20 protein-coding genes are annotated in these 14,519 nt (G+C 64.6%); 2 read left to right on the plus strand and 18 right to left on the minus strand.

Annotated features, from left to right (window positions below; translation table 11 throughout):
• Positions 1–120: 120 nt before the first annotated feature.
• The 12 genes from QRO91_RS06800 to QRO91_RS06855 all read right to left on the minus strand — a co-directional run bounded on the left by QRO91_RS06800 (position 121) and on the right by QRO91_RS06855 (position 7,744).
• A complete protein-coding gene (locus QRO91_RS06800) occupies positions 121–1,035 on the minus strand; it encodes a DNA cytosine methyltransferase (protein ID WP_285310321.1) in 915 nt (304 codons plus the stop codon).
• A complete protein-coding gene (locus tag QRO91_RS06805; protein ID WP_285310322.1) occupies positions 1,032–1,820 on the minus strand; it encodes a hypothetical protein in 789 nt (262 codons plus the stop codon). Before QRO91_RS06805 ends, QRO91_RS06800 begins: the two co-directional genes overlap by 4 nt.
• Positions 1,813–2,004: a hypothetical protein gene (locus QRO91_RS06810; protein ID WP_285310323.1), complete on the minus strand. Its 192-nt coding sequence runs from the start codon at positions 2,002–2,004 to the stop codon at positions 1,813–1,815. Before QRO91_RS06810 ends, QRO91_RS06805 begins: the two co-directional genes overlap by 8 nt.
• 197 nt (positions 2,005–2,201) lie before the next feature.
• Positions 2,202–2,387, minus strand: a complete 186-nt coding sequence (locus tag QRO91_RS06815) for a hypothetical protein (protein WP_285310324.1) — start codon at positions 2,385–2,387, stop codon at positions 2,202–2,204.
• Complete coding sequence (locus tag QRO91_RS06820) at positions 2,380–2,781, minus strand: hypothetical protein (RefSeq protein ID WP_285310325.1); 402 nt, start codon at positions 2,779–2,781, stop codon at positions 2,380–2,382. The genes QRO91_RS06815 and QRO91_RS06820 overlap by 8 nt, the downstream gene beginning before the upstream one ends.
• 109 nt (positions 2,782–2,890) lie before the next feature.
• Positions 2,891–5,581 carry a toprim domain-containing protein gene (locus QRO91_RS06825; RefSeq protein WP_285310326.1) on the minus strand — a complete coding sequence of 897 codons (2,691 nt, stop codon included), beginning with the start codon at positions 5,579–5,581 and terminating at the stop codon, positions 2,891–2,893.
• A 107-nt stretch (positions 5,582–5,688) separates the two neighbouring features.
• Positions 5,689–5,934 carry a hypothetical protein gene (locus tag QRO91_RS06830; protein WP_285310327.1) on the minus strand — a complete coding sequence of 82 codons (246 nt, stop codon included), beginning with the start codon at positions 5,932–5,934 and terminating at the stop codon, positions 5,689–5,691.
• Positions 5,934–6,242 (minus strand): hypothetical protein, encoded by a 309-nt coding sequence (locus QRO91_RS06835; RefSeq protein WP_285310328.1) that lies wholly within the window; start codon positions 6,240–6,242, stop codon positions 5,934–5,936. Before QRO91_RS06835 ends, QRO91_RS06830 begins: the two co-directional genes overlap by 1 nt.
• Entirely contained in the window at positions 6,242–6,484 is a 243-nt protein-coding gene (locus tag QRO91_RS06840) for a hypothetical protein (protein WP_049449414.1), read from the minus strand. The genes QRO91_RS06835 and QRO91_RS06840 overlap by 1 nt, the downstream gene beginning before the upstream one ends.
• Positions 6,485–6,804: 320 nt before the next feature.
• Positions 6,805–7,008 carry a hypothetical protein gene (locus QRO91_RS06845; RefSeq protein ID WP_285310329.1) on the minus strand — a complete coding sequence of 68 codons (204 nt, stop codon included), beginning with the start codon at positions 7,006–7,008 and terminating at the stop codon, positions 6,805–6,807.
• 71 nt (positions 7,009–7,079) lie between these two features.
• Positions 7,080–7,421: an ogr/Delta-like zinc finger family protein gene (locus tag QRO91_RS06850; protein WP_285310330.1), complete on the minus strand. Its 342-nt coding sequence runs from the start codon at positions 7,419–7,421 to the stop codon at positions 7,080–7,082.
• On the minus strand, positions 7,418–7,744 hold the full coding sequence (locus QRO91_RS06855; protein ID WP_285310331.1) for a DNA-binding protein: 327 nt from the start codon (positions 7,742–7,744) through the stop codon (positions 7,418–7,420). The genes QRO91_RS06850 and QRO91_RS06855 overlap by 4 nt, the downstream gene beginning before the upstream one ends.
• Positions 7,745–7,859: 115 nt before the next feature.
• Here QRO91_RS06855 and QRO91_RS06860 point away from each other — a divergent pair, with 115 nt between their 5' ends.
• Both QRO91_RS06860 and QRO91_RS06865 read left to right on the plus strand, forming a co-directional pair.
• On the plus strand, positions 7,860–8,243 hold the full coding sequence (locus tag QRO91_RS06860; RefSeq protein WP_285310332.1) for an XRE family transcriptional regulator: 384 nt from the start codon (positions 7,860–7,862) through the stop codon (positions 8,241–8,243).
• Positions 8,244–8,705: 462 nt separating this feature from the next.
• Complete coding sequence (locus tag QRO91_RS06865; RefSeq protein WP_285310333.1) at positions 8,706–9,173, plus strand: hypothetical protein; 468 nt, start codon at positions 8,706–8,708, stop codon at positions 9,171–9,173.
• Positions 9,174–9,221: 48 nt separating this feature from the next.
• Here QRO91_RS06865 and QRO91_RS06870 read toward each other — a convergent pair whose 3' ends face one another.
• Genes QRO91_RS06870 through QRO91_RS06895 form a run of 6 tightly spaced genes read right to left on the minus strand, consistent with a single transcriptional unit; the run spans position 9,222 to position 14,469 of the window.
• Positions 9,222–10,220, minus strand: coding sequence for a phage late control D family protein (locus tag QRO91_RS06870; RefSeq protein WP_285310334.1), 999 nt, complete (start codon positions 10,218–10,220; stop codon positions 9,222–9,224).
• A complete protein-coding gene (locus tag QRO91_RS06875; protein WP_285310335.1) occupies positions 10,217–10,615 on the minus strand; it encodes a phage tail protein in 399 nt (132 codons plus the stop codon). The genes QRO91_RS06870 and QRO91_RS06875 overlap by 4 nt, the downstream gene beginning before the upstream one ends.
• Positions 10,616–10,626: 11 nt before the next feature.
• Positions 10,627–13,833, minus strand: coding sequence for a phage tail tape measure protein (locus QRO91_RS06880; RefSeq protein WP_285310336.1), 3,207 nt, complete (start codon positions 13,831–13,833; stop codon positions 10,627–10,629).
• Between the two features lie 22 nt (positions 13,834–13,855).
• A complete protein-coding gene (locus tag QRO91_RS06885) occupies positions 13,856–13,993 on the minus strand; it encodes a hypothetical protein (RefSeq protein ID WP_197602925.1) in 138 nt (45 codons plus the stop codon).
• A gap of 12 nt (positions 13,994–14,005) precedes the next feature.
• Positions 14,006–14,122, minus strand: a complete 117-nt coding sequence (locus QRO91_RS06890) for a GpE family phage tail protein (RefSeq protein WP_010481644.1) — start codon at positions 14,120–14,122, stop codon at positions 14,006–14,008.
• 8 nt (positions 14,123–14,130) lie between these two features.
• Entirely contained in the window at positions 14,131–14,469 is a 339-nt protein-coding gene (locus QRO91_RS06895) for a phage tail assembly protein (RefSeq protein WP_204298293.1), read from the minus strand.
• Positions 14,470–14,519 lie beyond the last annotated feature (50 nt).

Below are 14,519 nucleotides of genomic sequence, written 5' to 3' on the forward strand. Positions count from 1 at the left end.
AGCGGCATTCAATGAAATGACCGCCGCGTGCTTCCAGCCGTCGTCCGTCAAGGATGTAGCGGGCCGGGTGGCCGGACGGGCACGCCGGCAGCGGGCGGGGCGGAGTCTTCTGCTGCTGCGTCATGCGGCGGCCCTCAATGCTTGAATGAACTGGCAAGCCTTGGGTGGGCAAACTGCGTTGCCCATCATTTGCATCCCGTCCTTCTTGTTCGAGGGCAGCAAGTAGCGCTCGGGAAAGCCCATGGCGATCTTTGCTTCATCCACCGAAACCATGCGCATGTGGTCCCCGCTAATCACCGCCCAACGGTCACGCGTGGTGATCGTACCGATGGGCCGATCCAGTGATCGGCCGGTCAGGCCAGAGCCGGTGCCGAAGTAGGGCGCCACGAATCGCTCGCCGAAAGCGGCACGTCCAGCACGTACACGGGCAATCGTGGCGGCGGCACGGCCGGGGCGCTCAATCGGGGACCATGTGCCGGCGTTGAAGTCAATGAAGCTGCTGGCGGGTACATGAGGCAGCTTTGGGAGCTTCAGTTCCAAGGGATGCTTGCTCTTGGTCAGCAGGACCAAGACGCGCACGCGATGCTGCGGAACGCCGAAGTCAGCAGCGTCCACCAAGTGCGGACTGATCGCATAGCCTAGGGCATGCACCGCTGCACACCAGGCGGGGAACAGCTTCCACTTTAGGAAGGCGGGAACGTTCTCCACCAACGCGGCCTCGGGCGAGTTGCACTCCAGCGCAGAGACGACGGCCCATGCGGTCGAGCGAGTGGCGTCATGGTGCGGACGCTCCTTGCCGCGCGCAGGGGTGTGTCCTTGGCACGCGGGCGAGGCCAGCAGGAGGTCGCAATGGGGCATCTGGGTCCAATCGGCCTGCTGCAAGTCTTGGCAGACGTGCTTGGCGCGAGGATGGTTCGCCGCGTGTGTGGCTACGGCGGCTGGCCAATGATTGGCTGCCCACACCACCTCGCATCCCGCCTGCTCTGCGCCCTCTGTGAACCCGCCGGCACCGGCGAACAAGTCGGCAACCTTCATGCCTGAGCCTCCCTGCGGCTGGAAACGATGTGATGCGGAGGTTCTTCGCAGAAGATCCCGCAATCGAAGTTCAGCGACTTCATGGAGCCGCCCTTGTCGGTGATCTGCAGCTGGTCGAGGAATATCCGCTGGCCCTTCACCTTTACCAGCCGAGCGCCCAGCCGGCGCGACTGCTCGGCGCGCTCGGCGAACACCTTCGGGTCGTGCTGACGCACGTGGTTCCAGTAGGTCGGCGACTGCGACTTCACACAGCCAATGCAGTTTGCATTGGGGTAGCCGCGCAGATAGACGGCCGGCAACGCAATGCCGGCGGACAGCAGCAAAGCGGCGCAGTCCGGCTTGCTCAAGCCCGCGTCGATCAGCACCGGCAGCACGTTCTCGCGCTCGCCGCGAACGAACCGGTCATGGCGTGCGCGCTCTTCCACAGTGAAGCCGAGGACGTGGAAGTCAGGCTTGTGGATCAGCTCCCATTCCTGGCGTGCCCGCTTCTTGAGTGCGCGGGTGCAGGGGGCACCGGCGACACCGGCCATGTAACGCTCCTTCTCCCACACGTCCACGGCGTCGCAGGTGGGAAACTTGGAATTGATGGCCGTCTCGACCTCCACCCCCAGCCATGCCGCCACATCGCGGGCAAAGCGCAGGTTGTCGGGATCTTCGTTGGCCACGGGGTTGTTCACGATGCGGACCTCATGGGTCGAGGCGTAGCGGTCCAGCGTCAGCTTCGCCGCTACGGCGCTCGCGGCGCCGCAGGAGAACCACACCGCAATCATCTGGCGCTTACCCATGGGTGGCCTCCTTCGCGCAGCCGCAGGCCGCACAGGGCGCTGCCAGCGCGGCTGCAACAGCGGTGATGTACGCGCCCTGGCCAAACGGGCTGGTGCCGGCCAGGATGCCCCCGGCGACGTGAGGTAGGCCGGCGCTCTCGAACTCATCGGCGAGGAACCGGCGGGCGGTGTCGATATCAACCACGGGATTCCTCCCAACCGGTGAGGGTGAATGAAGCACCGCAGTCGCGGCACTCGTAGTCGCGGGAGGGGCCGTTGTGGTCCGCATAGTTGCCGTCGTCACGGGTGTATGTCCGCACCGAAGCGGGAACGTTCGAGAAGTCGAGGACGCCGTTCTGGCCGCAGTCCGGGCAGTGCCTGCCGGGGTCATGGCTCATCCGTTCAGACATGGGCCACCCCCCGGCGCACGGCCATGGGGGCACGGCGGCGCAGCGGCTGCGGGATCTGGCCCACGGCCAAGCCGCTATGACGGCGCCGAGGCGGGCGCGTCTGCCACATCTTGAGCGTGGTGGCGCCGGCGACCGGCAGCAGCACGCACATGGCCAACAGGGCGACGAAATCAGCCATTGGCCACCTCCTGCGCCGCCTGCGCTACGGCAGCGGCCGTAGCCCGCTTGCCGGGTAGCATGTTGGCCACCTCGTAGGGGAAGGGCACGCGGCTGGCCAGGTCGGCAAGCTCCGGCGAGATCCAGCTGGTTTCGTCGTTGAAGTCGGTCCCCTTCACCAGTTCCCAGCCCTTCCTGCTCCCTTTCCGGCGCTCGAACACGCACTGCGCGACCTTGGCCGATCCCATGTTCAGCATCGCCGTGGCGATCACGCGGTTGTGGGTGACGTGCAGGGTGATGGTTGCGCTGGCTTCGGATTCGCCGCAGTTACCAGCATTCACACGGTTACGCACACCCGTGATAGCCTCCGCTCCGGGTCCGGTGCTGGAATCCAGCGACTTTGCGAGGGTGGTCATGGCTTTGCCTGTCATCTGTTGCATGGTTCTCTCCTGAACTTCGTTGGTGGATGGCCTTGGGGGCGGTGTTGGCGCACTCCCCGCCGGGCCTTTGGTTTTGCTGCGGGTCTTACTTCTGGAACACCCAGCACTTCACGGTTGTGCTGGTCGTTTGGGTGGAACGAATCGCGCTGTTCACGGCTGTATTGGCGCTGATGAACTTGTGGCGCTTCGACTCGACCAGCAGCCGGCGCAGGTCGCCAATGTCGGGCACCTGCTGACCGAAGTAGCCGGCCTTCTGAATGAACTCGTTGAGGTTGATGGCGATACGGCTTTCTTCGCGCGAATGGTTCAGCACGCTGCGCCTGTCGCCACTGGCTTGCATCTCGATGTACTCGAACGCATCCCAGAATTCGGAGACGATGCGGTGATCGGCGCCGATGGCGTCCTGACGTTCGGTGGCCATCTTGACCAGGGCGTCCCGCGTATCACGCACCATGTTCTCGGGCAGGTTCACCACCAGCCGCAGTGCATCGAGCAGTGCGAGCATCTGCGCATGGTTCTTGATGATGCGTTCGACACGCAGCTCCTTTTCCTCGCGCAACCTGGCTTCGTAGAAGCGCACGCGCTCGGCGAACTTCTCCATCACGGCGGTTTCCGCCTTGAGCGCTGCGAGCAGGAAGTAGCTCAGCTTCTCGACGGGAAGTGCATTGAGGTTGTCGGCGGCCTGCCGGCTCTCGGTCGTTGCGGTCGGCTTCTTGAAGTGCAGCTTGACGATGCGCGTCAGGATGGCCTCGCTGCCATCGACCGGCGCATTCTGGCTGATGACGATGGTTCCTTGGAACGGCGGTTCGTAGGTTTCGTTGCCGCCGTTGCGCACGCCGCGCGTGGCCAGGGTGCCGCCGCCGTAGTAGTCCTTCAGTTCGTCCCACTCGAACGACTTGGCGTGTGCCTTATCGCCGCTGTCGCTGCGGTCGGCTTCCAGCAGCACGATGGGCATGCCGGAAATCTGCCCCATGGCACGGGCGCGACCGGCCTTCGTGGACTTCGCAGGGTCGAAGCCTTCATGGTCCGCACGGGCCAGCAGCTTCCACAGGAAGTTGAGCAGCGTGGTCTTGCCTGCGCCGGCCTCGCCCGTGGCTTCCAAGAACGGGAAGGACTTGTGACTGCTGCGGATCTGATTGGCGTACAGCGAGCCAAACCAGAACGTGAGCGCAACAATGCCGTGCGTGCCGAAGCACGTCCAGAGCCAGCCGAGCCAGTCGGTGGAGTAGTTTTCGTGATCGCGTTGAATGTCCATGCGGATAGACCTCTGTGTGGTTTTGATGCGCAGCTTGTTGAACTCGAAATAGTCCTCGGCATTAGCGAGGGTCACCTCGCCGGCACGCACGGCCAGGTCGGGGAAGATGTACGCCTTGTGGTCAGGGCTGTAGCCGACGAAATCGACCGTATCGACCTTTTTGATGTTGAACAGCTGGTCTTCCATCATCCGGTCCAGCTGCTGGCCGCTGCCGCTGAACACGGCGCCCTGCGCAAGGCTGATGATTCGCTTCTTGAACTCGGTAGCGCTGGCCACCTGAGCGCCGGTGAAGGTGCCTTTGACCGACGGTGCGTCGTGGGGGAAGTCAACACGGAAGTAGTACCAGCTTTCGTCGGTAGCTTCGTGGCGTTGGAAGTAGAGGGCTTCGGGGTAGCAGTTGGCGATCTGCTGCACCGACGCACAGGCGCGCCGGATCTTGGCTTCGGTCTCTTCGCTGACCGCTCCCTCTTCATCATCGGGGTTTTTCTCCCGCATCATCTTGTCGAAGCGCACCGCGTCGAACTCGAACCAGAACAGGCGCGAGGCGAACTCGATGTGGAACTCGGTCTTCTGCTCACGCTGATAGATGACCAGCCCCTTATCCACTGCCGTGCGCGCCATCAGCACGGCGCCGTTGTGGCGTGCCAGGTCGAGGTCAGCCTGCCACTGTGCGTCGCCGTCCTCTGCCGCCTGTGCGCGCAAGTGCAGATCGTTCCAGTCGGTTTTCTTGTCGCCTACCTGCTCGATCTGTGCAGCCATGCACCGATAGCCCAGCTTCTCCGCCCGGCGCGCGTGCTTGACGGTGTAGGCGCGGGCGCCCGGCTCGTTGTCCAATCCCCACACCAGCACCGGCAGATCGCCCGGTCGCGCGGCTTTCAGTTCCTTGAGGGATTGCTCTGGATAGGCGTTGCTCGACATGGCCGCAACGGCGCAGATGCCGCGCTGCAGGAGGGCAATGGCGTCGAAGATGCCCTCCACGATCCAGACTTCGCGGGCGGTGCGCAGTTGGTCCTGAGCGGCCGCGCCCCACCACACCCCCGCGTAGCTCTCTCCCGGCGCAAAACGGGCCTTCATCTTGCCGAACCGGTGGGGGCGGTCGATCAGACGTTCCCACCAGCCTCCCTTCACCAAGGGGAAGCGGACCGTGGCCGTGCCCTGGCGCTTTGCGCGGTCGTAGTAGTCCTCTTGGGTGTAGAGACCCTTCAACGGCTTGACGCTGAATCCGCGGGCGGTGGCCAGGTACGCATCGGCTGCTGCATGCGGCGCCTGCGGCGTCTGCGGGTTGGCCTTGGAGTAGTCATCGAACAGGTCGTCGTAGAGGTCGCGCACGCGCACCTCTTGGCCGCACTTGGCCTGTCGGCCGCAGCGCAGAACCCAAGGCTTCTCGTAGCTGGTGTATAGCTCCTTCTTGCCGCAGTGGGGGCACTTGCCCCCGCGCATGTACGGGGTGCCGCTGCGGTGCTTGAGGCCATAGTCGCGCTGTACGCGCGACAGTACCTGTTGGCGGATTTCTTCTTGCATGCGGCTCAGCCTTCGTTCGCCGCGAGAGCGGCGGTGCGGTGGTTTTGCATGGTTCTCTCCTGACCAACCCCGGCGGCGTTGGCGCGCTGCCGGGATCGGGGGTGGTGTTACTCGACAGCGGGGCGGGACCGGCCGAGGATCGCGGTGAGGTCTTCGGCCATGTATTGAGCTACGGCTGAGGTGTGATCGGCCTCGATCTCCAGCATTTTCGCGGCCTCGCTGGGCAGTTTGGCCAGCAGTTCGGCAGCTGCGGCGATACGGCATAGGCGCAGGTAGTCGGCAAGGCTGATGACCTGATCGCCGCGATCCACCGGACCGGGCAGCACAGGCGTATGCCCTTTGTTGCGGGCCATCAGTTCACCCCGCCGGGGTAGCTCTCGCCTGTGCGCAGCCACTGGAAGAAGCGCTCGGCCTCACCCTTGGCGAGCAGGTAGACGACGGTTCCGATCTGGATTCCCCCGGTAGCGGCTCGCATCACGTTGCGTGAGTGCTGCGCGGTGAAGGTCGCTGCGGTGTCCGACTCGATGTGTATCAAGGCCAGAAACAGAATCTTGTGCTGGTCGAAGGATGCGCGCAGGCCGAAGCCAGGGATCTGCGTTTCCAGCACGATGACCGGCCGCAGGCAAGGCTCTGGAATGGTGACGTTGGAAGGAGGCGCCATCAGTGCACCGCCTTGTCGTCGGTGCCCGGCGCGCGGCCGTCGGCGTCACAGGTGGCGTTGTAGGCGGCGAGTACGTCGCCCAGGGTGATCGCGAGCGGGCACACGCCGATAGCGAGCAGGCGGGCAATGAACGCCTGATACGCATCGTGGGGCCATTCGAGGGTGTCGGCGATCAGGCCGAAGGCGAGCGAAAGCTGACGCGCGGCAGGGTTGCCGGGCGTGGAAGGGGCTCCGTGGGACACGGGGACGTCTCCTGACTTGAGATTGAAATCTCGGCGAGACGTTCTTACGCGTCGCACCGAGGGTGTCGGGAGGGTAAGAACCGGAGTCAGACCGGCGGGCAGTTTTCCCCTTGCGGGTGTTGTATGGCTGCCGCCCTCCCGACGCAGGAAAACGTCGGCGCGCACGAATTGCAGGCGCAAAAAAACCGCGATGCTCTCGGGCGCGGATACCGCTGACTTGGAGTTCTTACGCTCCGTGCGGCAAACAGTGCGCCCCGTCCGTGAGGAAGTCAAGTAAATCTGAGTAGAAATGTGCGAATCAGTTGCAGCTGTGGACAGGTTCATGCGGACACCTGAGCAGCGGTGTGCGAAGGCAGCACCTCATAGGCGCCGCCACGTGCGATATGGACTTTCACCAAGTCGTGAAGCTTGGCGGCGTCGCGCTGCTTCTGCGCATACGACACGTACTCGACACGCGTTGGAGAGGTGACAAAGCTCGGCTCCATTGCCGAGGACCAGCCGTCAAATTGGGTCTTGTGGCGCATCACAGGCGCAGCACTCCCTTGCTGGCGCTGGATGGCGCCAGGTCATTGGTTGTGGAAGGGGAAAAGTTGGATCAGACCGAGGGCTGATCGCCGTCGGGCGGACAGGATTCGATTGCGTCGATCCAGTCTGTTTGCAGCTCGCCTTGGTCCTGCTTCCAGCGCGTCTGCAACATCGTTCGCTGATACCACGGCGTCGGCGGCAGTTCGCAGGCAGGGGCGCTGGGGAGGCCGCTGGGGCTTGCCACATTGGTCAATTCCGAACTGCCGGTGTAGGTAGCGCCGCACATCGGGTTCGGGCAGACGTAGGCGTCAGTACGCAGGAACGGGTGTTGCAACGCACTGGTGCGCTTTACCAGCCGAGCATTGCAGGCGGGGCAGCAGAACACAGCGCGCTGTCCGACTGCGGCGCTCATGCCTTACCCCGTGCCTTCTTTGCCTTCTTGGCGACCTTCGTGTTAACCGGGGCTTTGCCGGTGCTGCTCTTGGCCGTGCGAACGCGGGTGGAAACAGGCGAATCTGTGTGAGAATCAGGGGCGGCTTTCATGCCGAGAGCGACAGCAGCATCGTGCGTCTTGCCGATCCGGCACTTGCTGGTGCTGCGCAGAGCGTTGTTCACGGCGTTTCGGTCCAGTCCGTGCTTCTCCGCGAAGGCGGTTACGGACAGACCGTTGTCGATGAGCCACTGCCGGGCTTGTTCGGCAGTGCGTAGCGCAGTGGTACGTCGTTGGGCGTTCATTCCGTTTCCGCTGTGTATTTCTAAGCGGAATGGTGGTGAAGTTAACTGCACCTGTCAAGGGGGAAATTGCGTGTCTGTAGGTATTCGCCTGAAAGAAGAACGGAAGCGTCTGGGCATGACCCAGGAGGCCATGGGACTGGCCTGCGGTGTTGCCAAGCGCACGCAGATCCTGTTCGAGCAAGATGCACACCTGCCCGGTGGAGCGTACTTCGTCGCTGCCGACGAACTCGGCGTTGATGTGACCTATGTCCTGGTCGGCCGGCGCGATCGCCTTGCCGAGGCCGATGCGGATCTGCTCGACGCGTGGCGCAAAGCGTCGCCTTCAGCACGTGCGGCGGCGCTAGCCGCGCTTGGTAGCAATGCACCGGCGGTAGCGACTGCGCCCCGGACCTCGTTCGAGAACACCAGCATCGGCCAGCAGATCAGCGGTGATGTGGATCTGCGCGGGCAAAAGGTTGTTGTCAAGGCATCTAAAGGATCAAAGAAACCCAGCCGATAACGCTCACGCCTTGCTCCACTTAGGCCGTTAACCACACCGCAAGATGCGCCCGCTGGGGGCGCGCAATACGGTGTAATGGACTATGAGTTGCGGTGAAACGGTGAACTGTGGTGTGGCAGCGTGCGTGTGCAGTGGTCATACCGTGTTTGAAGGGGCTGTCATCGGCCAGGTGTTTACGGGTGACGTGCAGATGCAGTGCCCACATGCGGCGCATCATCGCTCCGCTCCGGCTGAAACAGAGAGGGCGCCGTCGGAAACGGGGCGACCTTTGTCCACCGCGTTGATGGCGCTTGCGATCTGGCAGGCCACTAGCCCGCAGGCAGCGGTCATCGATTCCTGCGGTACATCGCTTACACACGCGGCACTGTTATTCGTTGTAGGTGTGCTCACACGTTACCTGAAACCTCTCGCTGCTCGCTTCATTCGTCAGGCCATGGGCGACATATCAATAGGATCTAAGCAATGAAAATTACCGAGATTCTGGCGGTGTACGGCGCCGTGCTCTCAAGCCTGACCTTTCTATGGACAGTTGCCCGAGCCAGGCCGAGCGTGAAGGTTGACTTGCTGTACGGCATTGAAGGAACAGCTTCAGGTGTATGCGTAATCGTACGCAACAAATCCGCGCATCCTGTACGGCTCATAGCCATCTCGCTTCTGTATGAGCGCCGGAAGAGAACAATGCGGCAGCGAGTTTGGCAAGCACTTCGTTACAGAGACTTCTCTCGTTACCTAGGTTGGGTCAGCTGGTCGCCGATCCTTGCCGGCCTTGATACCGGCTGTCCAGTCACCATCGAACCCAATGACGCATATCGCTTCCTAGTTCCCTTGGAACTGGCCGAGAAGCTGATCGCGAAAAGTAGTTCCAATTGCATCGCAGCCTCCGTGCAGGATGCTCTGTGGAACAACTACTACTCCGATCGCTACTCCTAACAGAGCGAAGGACGCGCGCAAGTTTCCCCGTCCTGGGGTTAGAACGAGCTATCCACCACCACGCTCCAGCTCCAGTGAGGTGACGAAGCCCCCGCTGCCGTCGATGGTGTGAGTGGCCTTGGCCACCAACCAGTCGGTGCCATCAATCTCTGGCTTGAAGCCGCTGACAGTTACCGTCTGCTCCGGGTAGATATCCGCACGGCCGTCGGCCAGCCGATAGCTCAGCTGCGCGGTGCCCCGGTCCAGCCGCTTGAACTCCGCCTCTGCGTGCTGCCGCGCTTCCTGCGCGGTGGCGTAGGTCGCCTGCAGCTTCTTCTCGTTATCGGACGTGCCCACCAGCACGCCCGTGCGCCGCGCTGCGCGCCGGTCGCCCCAGTAGGCACGAACGCCAGTGAACTTCTCGCGGTCGGCGACGCTGTAGCGGTGCTGGTCACCGGATGCCCGTGTGATCCGCACGCCGGGCAGCGGCTGGCCGCTGGCCGTGGTTCCTGCACCGATGGGGGCAAAGATCAGCGTTCCGGCCTTGACCGTGGCCACCGCGTCGAAGCGCTTGCCGAGCCGCGTCAGCAGGTTGATATCGCTCTCGTTGGCTTGGTCGAGGTGTGGAATGGGCACGCTGGCCAGATCCGCGGCTACCGACGCACGGAGCGAATGCTCGCCGGCGATGGCACCGAGAATGTCGCCCAGGGTGGTGTCGTGCCAGCTACGCTCGCGCCGGCGACGAACCGCTCCTGTCAGGTCGGCCGAACGCGCCCGAATCGTGATGATGTCGGGTGAGCCGCTGTGTTCTACGTCGTCCACCTTGAAGGTGCCCTTGTCGAACAGCCCGCTACCTTCATAGCCGATGGCCACCTGCAGGGTGACCCCACGGCGCGGCAGCGCCAGCATGCCGTCATGGTCATGCACCCGCAGGTCTACCTGGTCGGCTTCATCGCCACGGCTCTCGGTCAGGGACAGATCCAGCAGGCGCGGTGCCAGCCGGTCGGTCAGATCCTTGCCGTCCAGCACCACCCGCCATGCGGGAATCGGGTATGGGGTCGCCCTCATGCGATGGCCTCGCTGGCGCTGTCGTCGTCACGTTCCAGCTGCATCTGGAAGTCGATCAGGCGCGGTGTGCCGTCGTTGAACAGTTCGCGCCGTGTCTCGTTGAGGCTGGTCAGCAGGTAGGCGCCGTAGACGCGCCCTGTACCCTCCACCAGCGCCTGCGGTTTGCCCTGGTCGCCCAGCTCGCGCAGCTTGTCCAGCACCTGCAGGTCGCTCACCAGCTCGCCAGCGATGGTGCCCTGCAGGCTGATGGTGTCATCGCCCGGCCCGACGTACTGGCGGGCTGCGCGGGCGCCTACGCGCTCGCTGCTGGCGTGGCGCCAGGTCATCTGGCGCTGCAGTTCGCCGTAGGCGGCAGTTGAGAGGGAGAACACGAACGTGCCCCAGGTCATCATCATGGTGGTGGTCCTCAGTCGCTGAGCCGGGCACCGCGTCGGGTGGCCTTGTCGCGCTCAATCTGTTCAACGGTCTGCCGCACCAGGTCCGCGATCTTCTGCTCATCAGATCCAGCCGGCGCGTTGATGTGGATGGTGTAGCTGGAAGCGCCTGTGCTGCCCGCAGCGGCTTGCGCAGCAGCCGGGGCCATCACTGGGGCGGCAGCGGCCATGACGGGCAGCGCAGCCGCGCCCAGCGCGAATCCGGCCGATGCTTGGCGCAGCTTGTCGCGGCTGGCCGTCGCGCGTGCGGTGTCGGCGCTGTCGGCCATCCGGGCGATGCGCCGTTCGCGCAGTTCGTCCAGACGGGAGGGCGCGGTAACGCCGTTTCCACCGGTGGGCTGCATGCGTTGGGTCATGCCGGCGCCAATCTGCACCACGCGCTCGCCCCCGACCACCGCCGCACGTAGGCGGTCACGGCTTGCGGTGGCGCGGTCGGTATCGGCGCTGGCGCCAGCGCGGGCAATGCGCCGCTCGCGCAGTTCATCAAGGCGGCTGGCCGACGCACCGGCGCCCCCGACGCCTGCCTGCTGCATGCGCTCGCCCATACCGGCGCCGGCCTGAGTGATGCGGTCGCCGACGCTGGTCACCTGCTGTAGCGGCTCGCCCTGGCTGCGGTCGATGCCGCCGGCCAGCCCCTGCATGGTGAAGTCACCGAACTGCGCGAAGACACGCGACGGGCTGTGGATGCCCAGCAGCCCCTTGAAACGGTCCATCACGCCCGAGGCGATACCGGCCACGGCATCCATCGCGGCGCTGCCCTTGGACACGATGCCGTTGACCAGCCCCTGCACCATGTCGATGCCGGCCTGCATCATCTTCGCGGGCCAGCCGAGCAGGATCTGATTGGCACCCTCCCACATGGCGGACAGACCCGACCGGATCTTGTCACCGTTGAGGGTGAACAGGCCGACGATCAGCTGCCACGCACCCTGTAGGTAGGTCCACGCGCCGCCCACGGCGTTCTTGATGATCGGCAGCATGAAGGTGAACGCCGTCACCAGCCAGCCGATGGCGGCGACCGCCATGCGCAGGTTGACGGTCAGCACCTGACCCAGCACCTGGCCGAATCCACGGCCGGCGGTGGTGGCGCCTTGCAGCTGCTCGCTGGTGGCCTTGAAGGGGGTGAACAGCTTCTGCACCCATGCCCAGGCTTTGCCCATGGCATCGGACACCTGCGCCCACACCGGCCCCAGCGGTTCCAGCGCGGTCATCAGCTCGGCCATGATCGGGTTGACCACATCCAGCACGCCCTGCCACACGCCGATCATGAAAGCCTTGATCGGCTCCCAGTATTTCCAGACCAGCGCGGCAACAACGGCCACGGCGGCGCCGATGGCCAGCACAGGCAGGCTGATACCACCCAGCAGAGGCAGCAGCATGCGGCCAACATTGAGCAGCATCGGGAACGCCCGGCCACCCAGCGACAGCACCTGGCCGATCAGCCGGCCGATGCCGCCGCCGCTGAGCAGCATCACGCCCTTGTGGATCTGCGTCAGCGCCATGGCACCGACGCCGCCGGCCACCAGCAGGCCGCCGAGCGCGGTGGCCAGGGCAGTACCGCCGATGGCCAGCTTGGCGATGGTAGCCACCAGCTGCGGGTTCTTCGTGACCCATTCGGCCATCCGGTCGGCAACCTTGGCCACGCGCGCGGCCAGTTCCTTGACCGTCGGCAGCAGGGTCTTGCCCAGGCGCTGGGAAAGCACGGTGGCGCTGTTCTTGAGCAGGATCAAGCCATTCTCGGCCGTCCCCACGCGCGCGGCGTATTCGGCATTCATCGAACCGCCGTACTTCTGCGCATCAGTGACTTTGCCGAAGTTATCTTTCAGCAGATCGAGGTTGGTCAGCAGAGGTGCGATCGCACCGATCGACTCGCGGCCAAACAGCTGCGTCATCGTCGCCGCCTGCTCGGCCTTGGGCAGCTTCTTCAGCTTTTCCAGTACGTCGAGGATGGCGCCACCGGCGTCCTTCTGCATGGCCTGAGCCAAGTCACCAGCCTTCAGCCCCAGCTTCTCGAACGACTCCACCTGTCGCTTCGTCGCCGCATCGCCAGATGACAGCGTGAGCAGCATGTTCTTGATGCCGGTGGCCGAGACCTCCGACTCGATGCCCATACCGGCGACCGTGGCGCCCAGCGCCGCCAGCGGGCCGCTGCCGAGGCCGGCCACCTCGCCCAGCGCACCGATGCGGTTCACCACCTCGCTGATCTTCTGGACGCTGGCCGGGCCGGTGTTGCCCAGGTAGTTGATCTTGTCGGCCAGCACGACAACGTCGTCCTGACCCATGCGGAATGCGGTACGCCAGGTGGCCATCGTCTGGCCGGCGTCTTCGGCGGTGGTGTCGAAGGCTACGCCCATCTTCGCCGCGTCCTCGGCGAAGCGGGTCAGCTCGTTGCTGGCGATGCCGGCCTGGCCGGCGGCGGCGACGATCTTGGCGATATCGGTGGGCACCATCGGCAGGCGGCGCGACAGTTCCTCAATGTCGCGGCCCATCTTCTCGAAGCCGTCCGGCGTGTCGAAGTCCACCACCTTCTTTACGTCGGCCATGGCCGACTCGAAGCTCATGGCCTGCGCGATGGGCAGCGTCTGCGCACGCAGCGCACCGAACGCCGCCAGCGCCACGCCGGTGCCGTGTGCAGCAGCGTTCATGCCGGCGCTGTGGATCTTGCGGCTACGGGCCTGCGCAGCATCGAGCGCGGCCAGGCGCGTGCGTTGGGCATCCATCTGCGCCGAGGCGGCGGCAATCTCGCCGCGCAGCTTGCGCTCATGCGTGCCCAGCTGCCGCGTGCTGATGCCGGCACGATCCAAGCCACCGCGCAGGCGCTGCAGTTCGACCGACTGCTGCTGGTGCTGGATCTTTAACTGGCCTGCAACGGTGCGGGCCTGATTGAACTCGCGGCTCAGCCTGCGGGTAGGTGTGCCCGCCTCCTTGATCTGCCGGGCCAGAGCGGCGACGCGCTGCGTTGCAGCCAAGTGGCTTTGCTCGGTTGCGCGCACGGCCTGCTGCTGCTGGCGGTAGGCGGCAACGTCACGCTGGGCGGCATTGAGGCGGCGCAGGTTGGCCTGTTGTTCCTGCAGAGCGGTGGTCAGGCCTTTGCTGCCGGCCATGACCTTCTTGAACGGGGCGCTGGCGCGGTCGAGCGCTTCCAGCACCACCTGCAGGCGAAGGTTGCCGCCGCTCATGCGACGACAACCGATGCGCGTACTACGGCGCCGTGGTGTCCGTGGGATCGGCTACCAGCGCGGCCAGGAAGCGGCACGCAGCGCTGAACGCCCACACCAGCAGAGCGCCAACTGCACACAGCAGGAACGCCGCGAGGGCGAGGAAAAGGATGGTGTCCATAGGCGGACTGTATCACTGCTGTGCTCCACTTCGTTCATGGGCGCGCTGGCGCCACTGGATGAGTTCAGACAGGGAGAGGGCCGATAGCTCGGTGAGGGTGAAGGAGAAGATCACCGCGATATCGGCCATCAGATCCTCTACGCAGGCAGGGACTCCCTCTCCGACTTCGGCACGAAAAAATCACCGATGACACGGGCGATCTCGATCAGGTCGGCCGGTTCCAGCTTGCCGGCGTCGGCGGTGGTCAGGATCGGCTGGCTGATGCGCGGCAGGACCGTGGTCAGCGCGGTCACATCCATCTGTGCCAGGTCGAACAGCTTGATGCCGCGCAGATCCCCGGCGGTCGGCTTGCGCAGGCGAACGGAGCGGATCACCTGCTCGCCGCGTTCGATGGGAGTTTCCAGCACGATCACGTTGGCGCCGGTGGCTTCAGCGTCGGTGGCGGTGTCGGCTTCATGGGTGGTGTTGCGGGTCATCGCTATATCTCTCAGGAATGGCCCAGCCGCTTTAGCGGCCGGGCAGGGGG

It is taken from the genome of Stenotrophomonas maltophilia group sp. Smal32 (assembly GCF_030237085.1).
Lineage (GTDB): Bacteria > Pseudomonadota > Gammaproteobacteria > Xanthomonadales > Xanthomonadaceae > Stenotrophomonas > Stenotrophomonas maltophilia_Q.

What these genes read in the sequence shown, in the direction of transcription:
- QRO91_RS06800 (WP_285310321.1), bottom strand. Translation starts at nt 1,035, where the DNA reads ATGAAGGTTGCCGACTTGTTCGCCGGTGCCGGCGGGTTCACAGAGGGC.
- QRO91_RS06805 (WP_285310322.1), bottom strand. Translation starts at nt 1,820, where the DNA reads ATGGGTAAGCGCCAGATGATTGCGGTGTGGTTCTCCTGCGGCGCCGCG.
- QRO91_RS06815 (WP_285310324.1), bottom strand. Translation starts at nt 2,387, where the DNA reads ATGGCTGATTTCGTCGCCCTGTTGGCCATGTGCGTGCTGCTGCCGGTC.
- QRO91_RS06820 (WP_285310325.1), bottom strand. Translation starts at nt 2,781, where the DNA reads ATGACCACCCTCGCAAAGTCGCTGGATTCCAGCACCGGACCCGGAGCG.
- QRO91_RS06825 (WP_285310326.1), bottom strand. Translation starts at nt 5,581, where the DNA reads ATGCAAGAAGAAATCCGCCAACAGGTACTGTCGCGCGTACAGCGCGAC.
- QRO91_RS06830 (WP_285310327.1), bottom strand. Translation starts at nt 5,934, where the DNA reads ATGGCCCGCAACAAAGGGCATACGCCTGTGCTGCCCGGTCCGGTGGAT.
- QRO91_RS06835 (WP_285310328.1), bottom strand. Translation starts at nt 6,242, where the DNA reads ATGGCGCCTCCTTCCAACGTCACCATTCCAGAGCCTTGCCTGCGGCCG.
- QRO91_RS06845 (WP_285310329.1), bottom strand. Translation starts at nt 7,008, where the DNA reads ATGCGCCACAAGACCCAATTTGACGGCTGGTCCTCGGCAATGGAGCCG.
- QRO91_RS06850 (WP_285310330.1), bottom strand. Translation starts at nt 7,421, where the DNA reads ATGAGCGCCGCAGTCGGACAGCGCGCTGTGTTCTGCTGCCCCGCCTGC.
- QRO91_RS06855 (WP_285310331.1), bottom strand. Translation starts at nt 7,744, where the DNA reads ATGAACGCCCAACGACGTACCACTGCGCTACGCACTGCCGAACAAGCC.
- QRO91_RS06860 (WP_285310332.1), top strand. Translation starts at nt 7,860, where the DNA reads ATGACCCAGGAGGCCATGGGACTGGCCTGCGGTGTTGCCAAGCGCACG.
- QRO91_RS06865 (WP_285310333.1), top strand. Translation starts at nt 8,706, where the DNA reads ATGAAAATTACCGAGATTCTGGCGGTGTACGGCGCCGTGCTCTCAAGC.
- QRO91_RS06870 (WP_285310334.1), bottom strand. Translation starts at nt 10,220, where the DNA reads ATGAGGGCGACCCCATACCCGATTCCCGCATGGCGGGTGGTGCTGGAC.
- QRO91_RS06875 (WP_285310335.1), bottom strand. Translation starts at nt 10,615, where the DNA reads ATGATGATGACCTGGGGCACGTTCGTGTTCTCCCTCTCAACTGCCGCC.
- QRO91_RS06880 (WP_285310336.1), bottom strand. Translation starts at nt 13,833, where the DNA reads ATGAGCGGCGGCAACCTTCGCCTGCAGGTGGTGCTGGAAGCGCTCGAC.
- QRO91_RS06885 (WP_197602925.1), bottom strand. Translation starts at nt 13,993, where the DNA reads ATGGACACCATCCTTTTCCTCGCCCTCGCGGCGTTCCTGCTGTGTGCA.
- QRO91_RS06890 (WP_010481644.1), bottom strand. Translation starts at nt 14,122, where the DNA reads ATGGCCGATATCGCGGTGATCTTCTCCTTCACCCTCACCGAGCTATCG.
- QRO91_RS06895 (WP_204298293.1), bottom strand. Translation starts at nt 14,469, where the DNA reads ATGACCCGCAACACCACCCATGAAGCCGACACCGCCACCGACGCTGAA.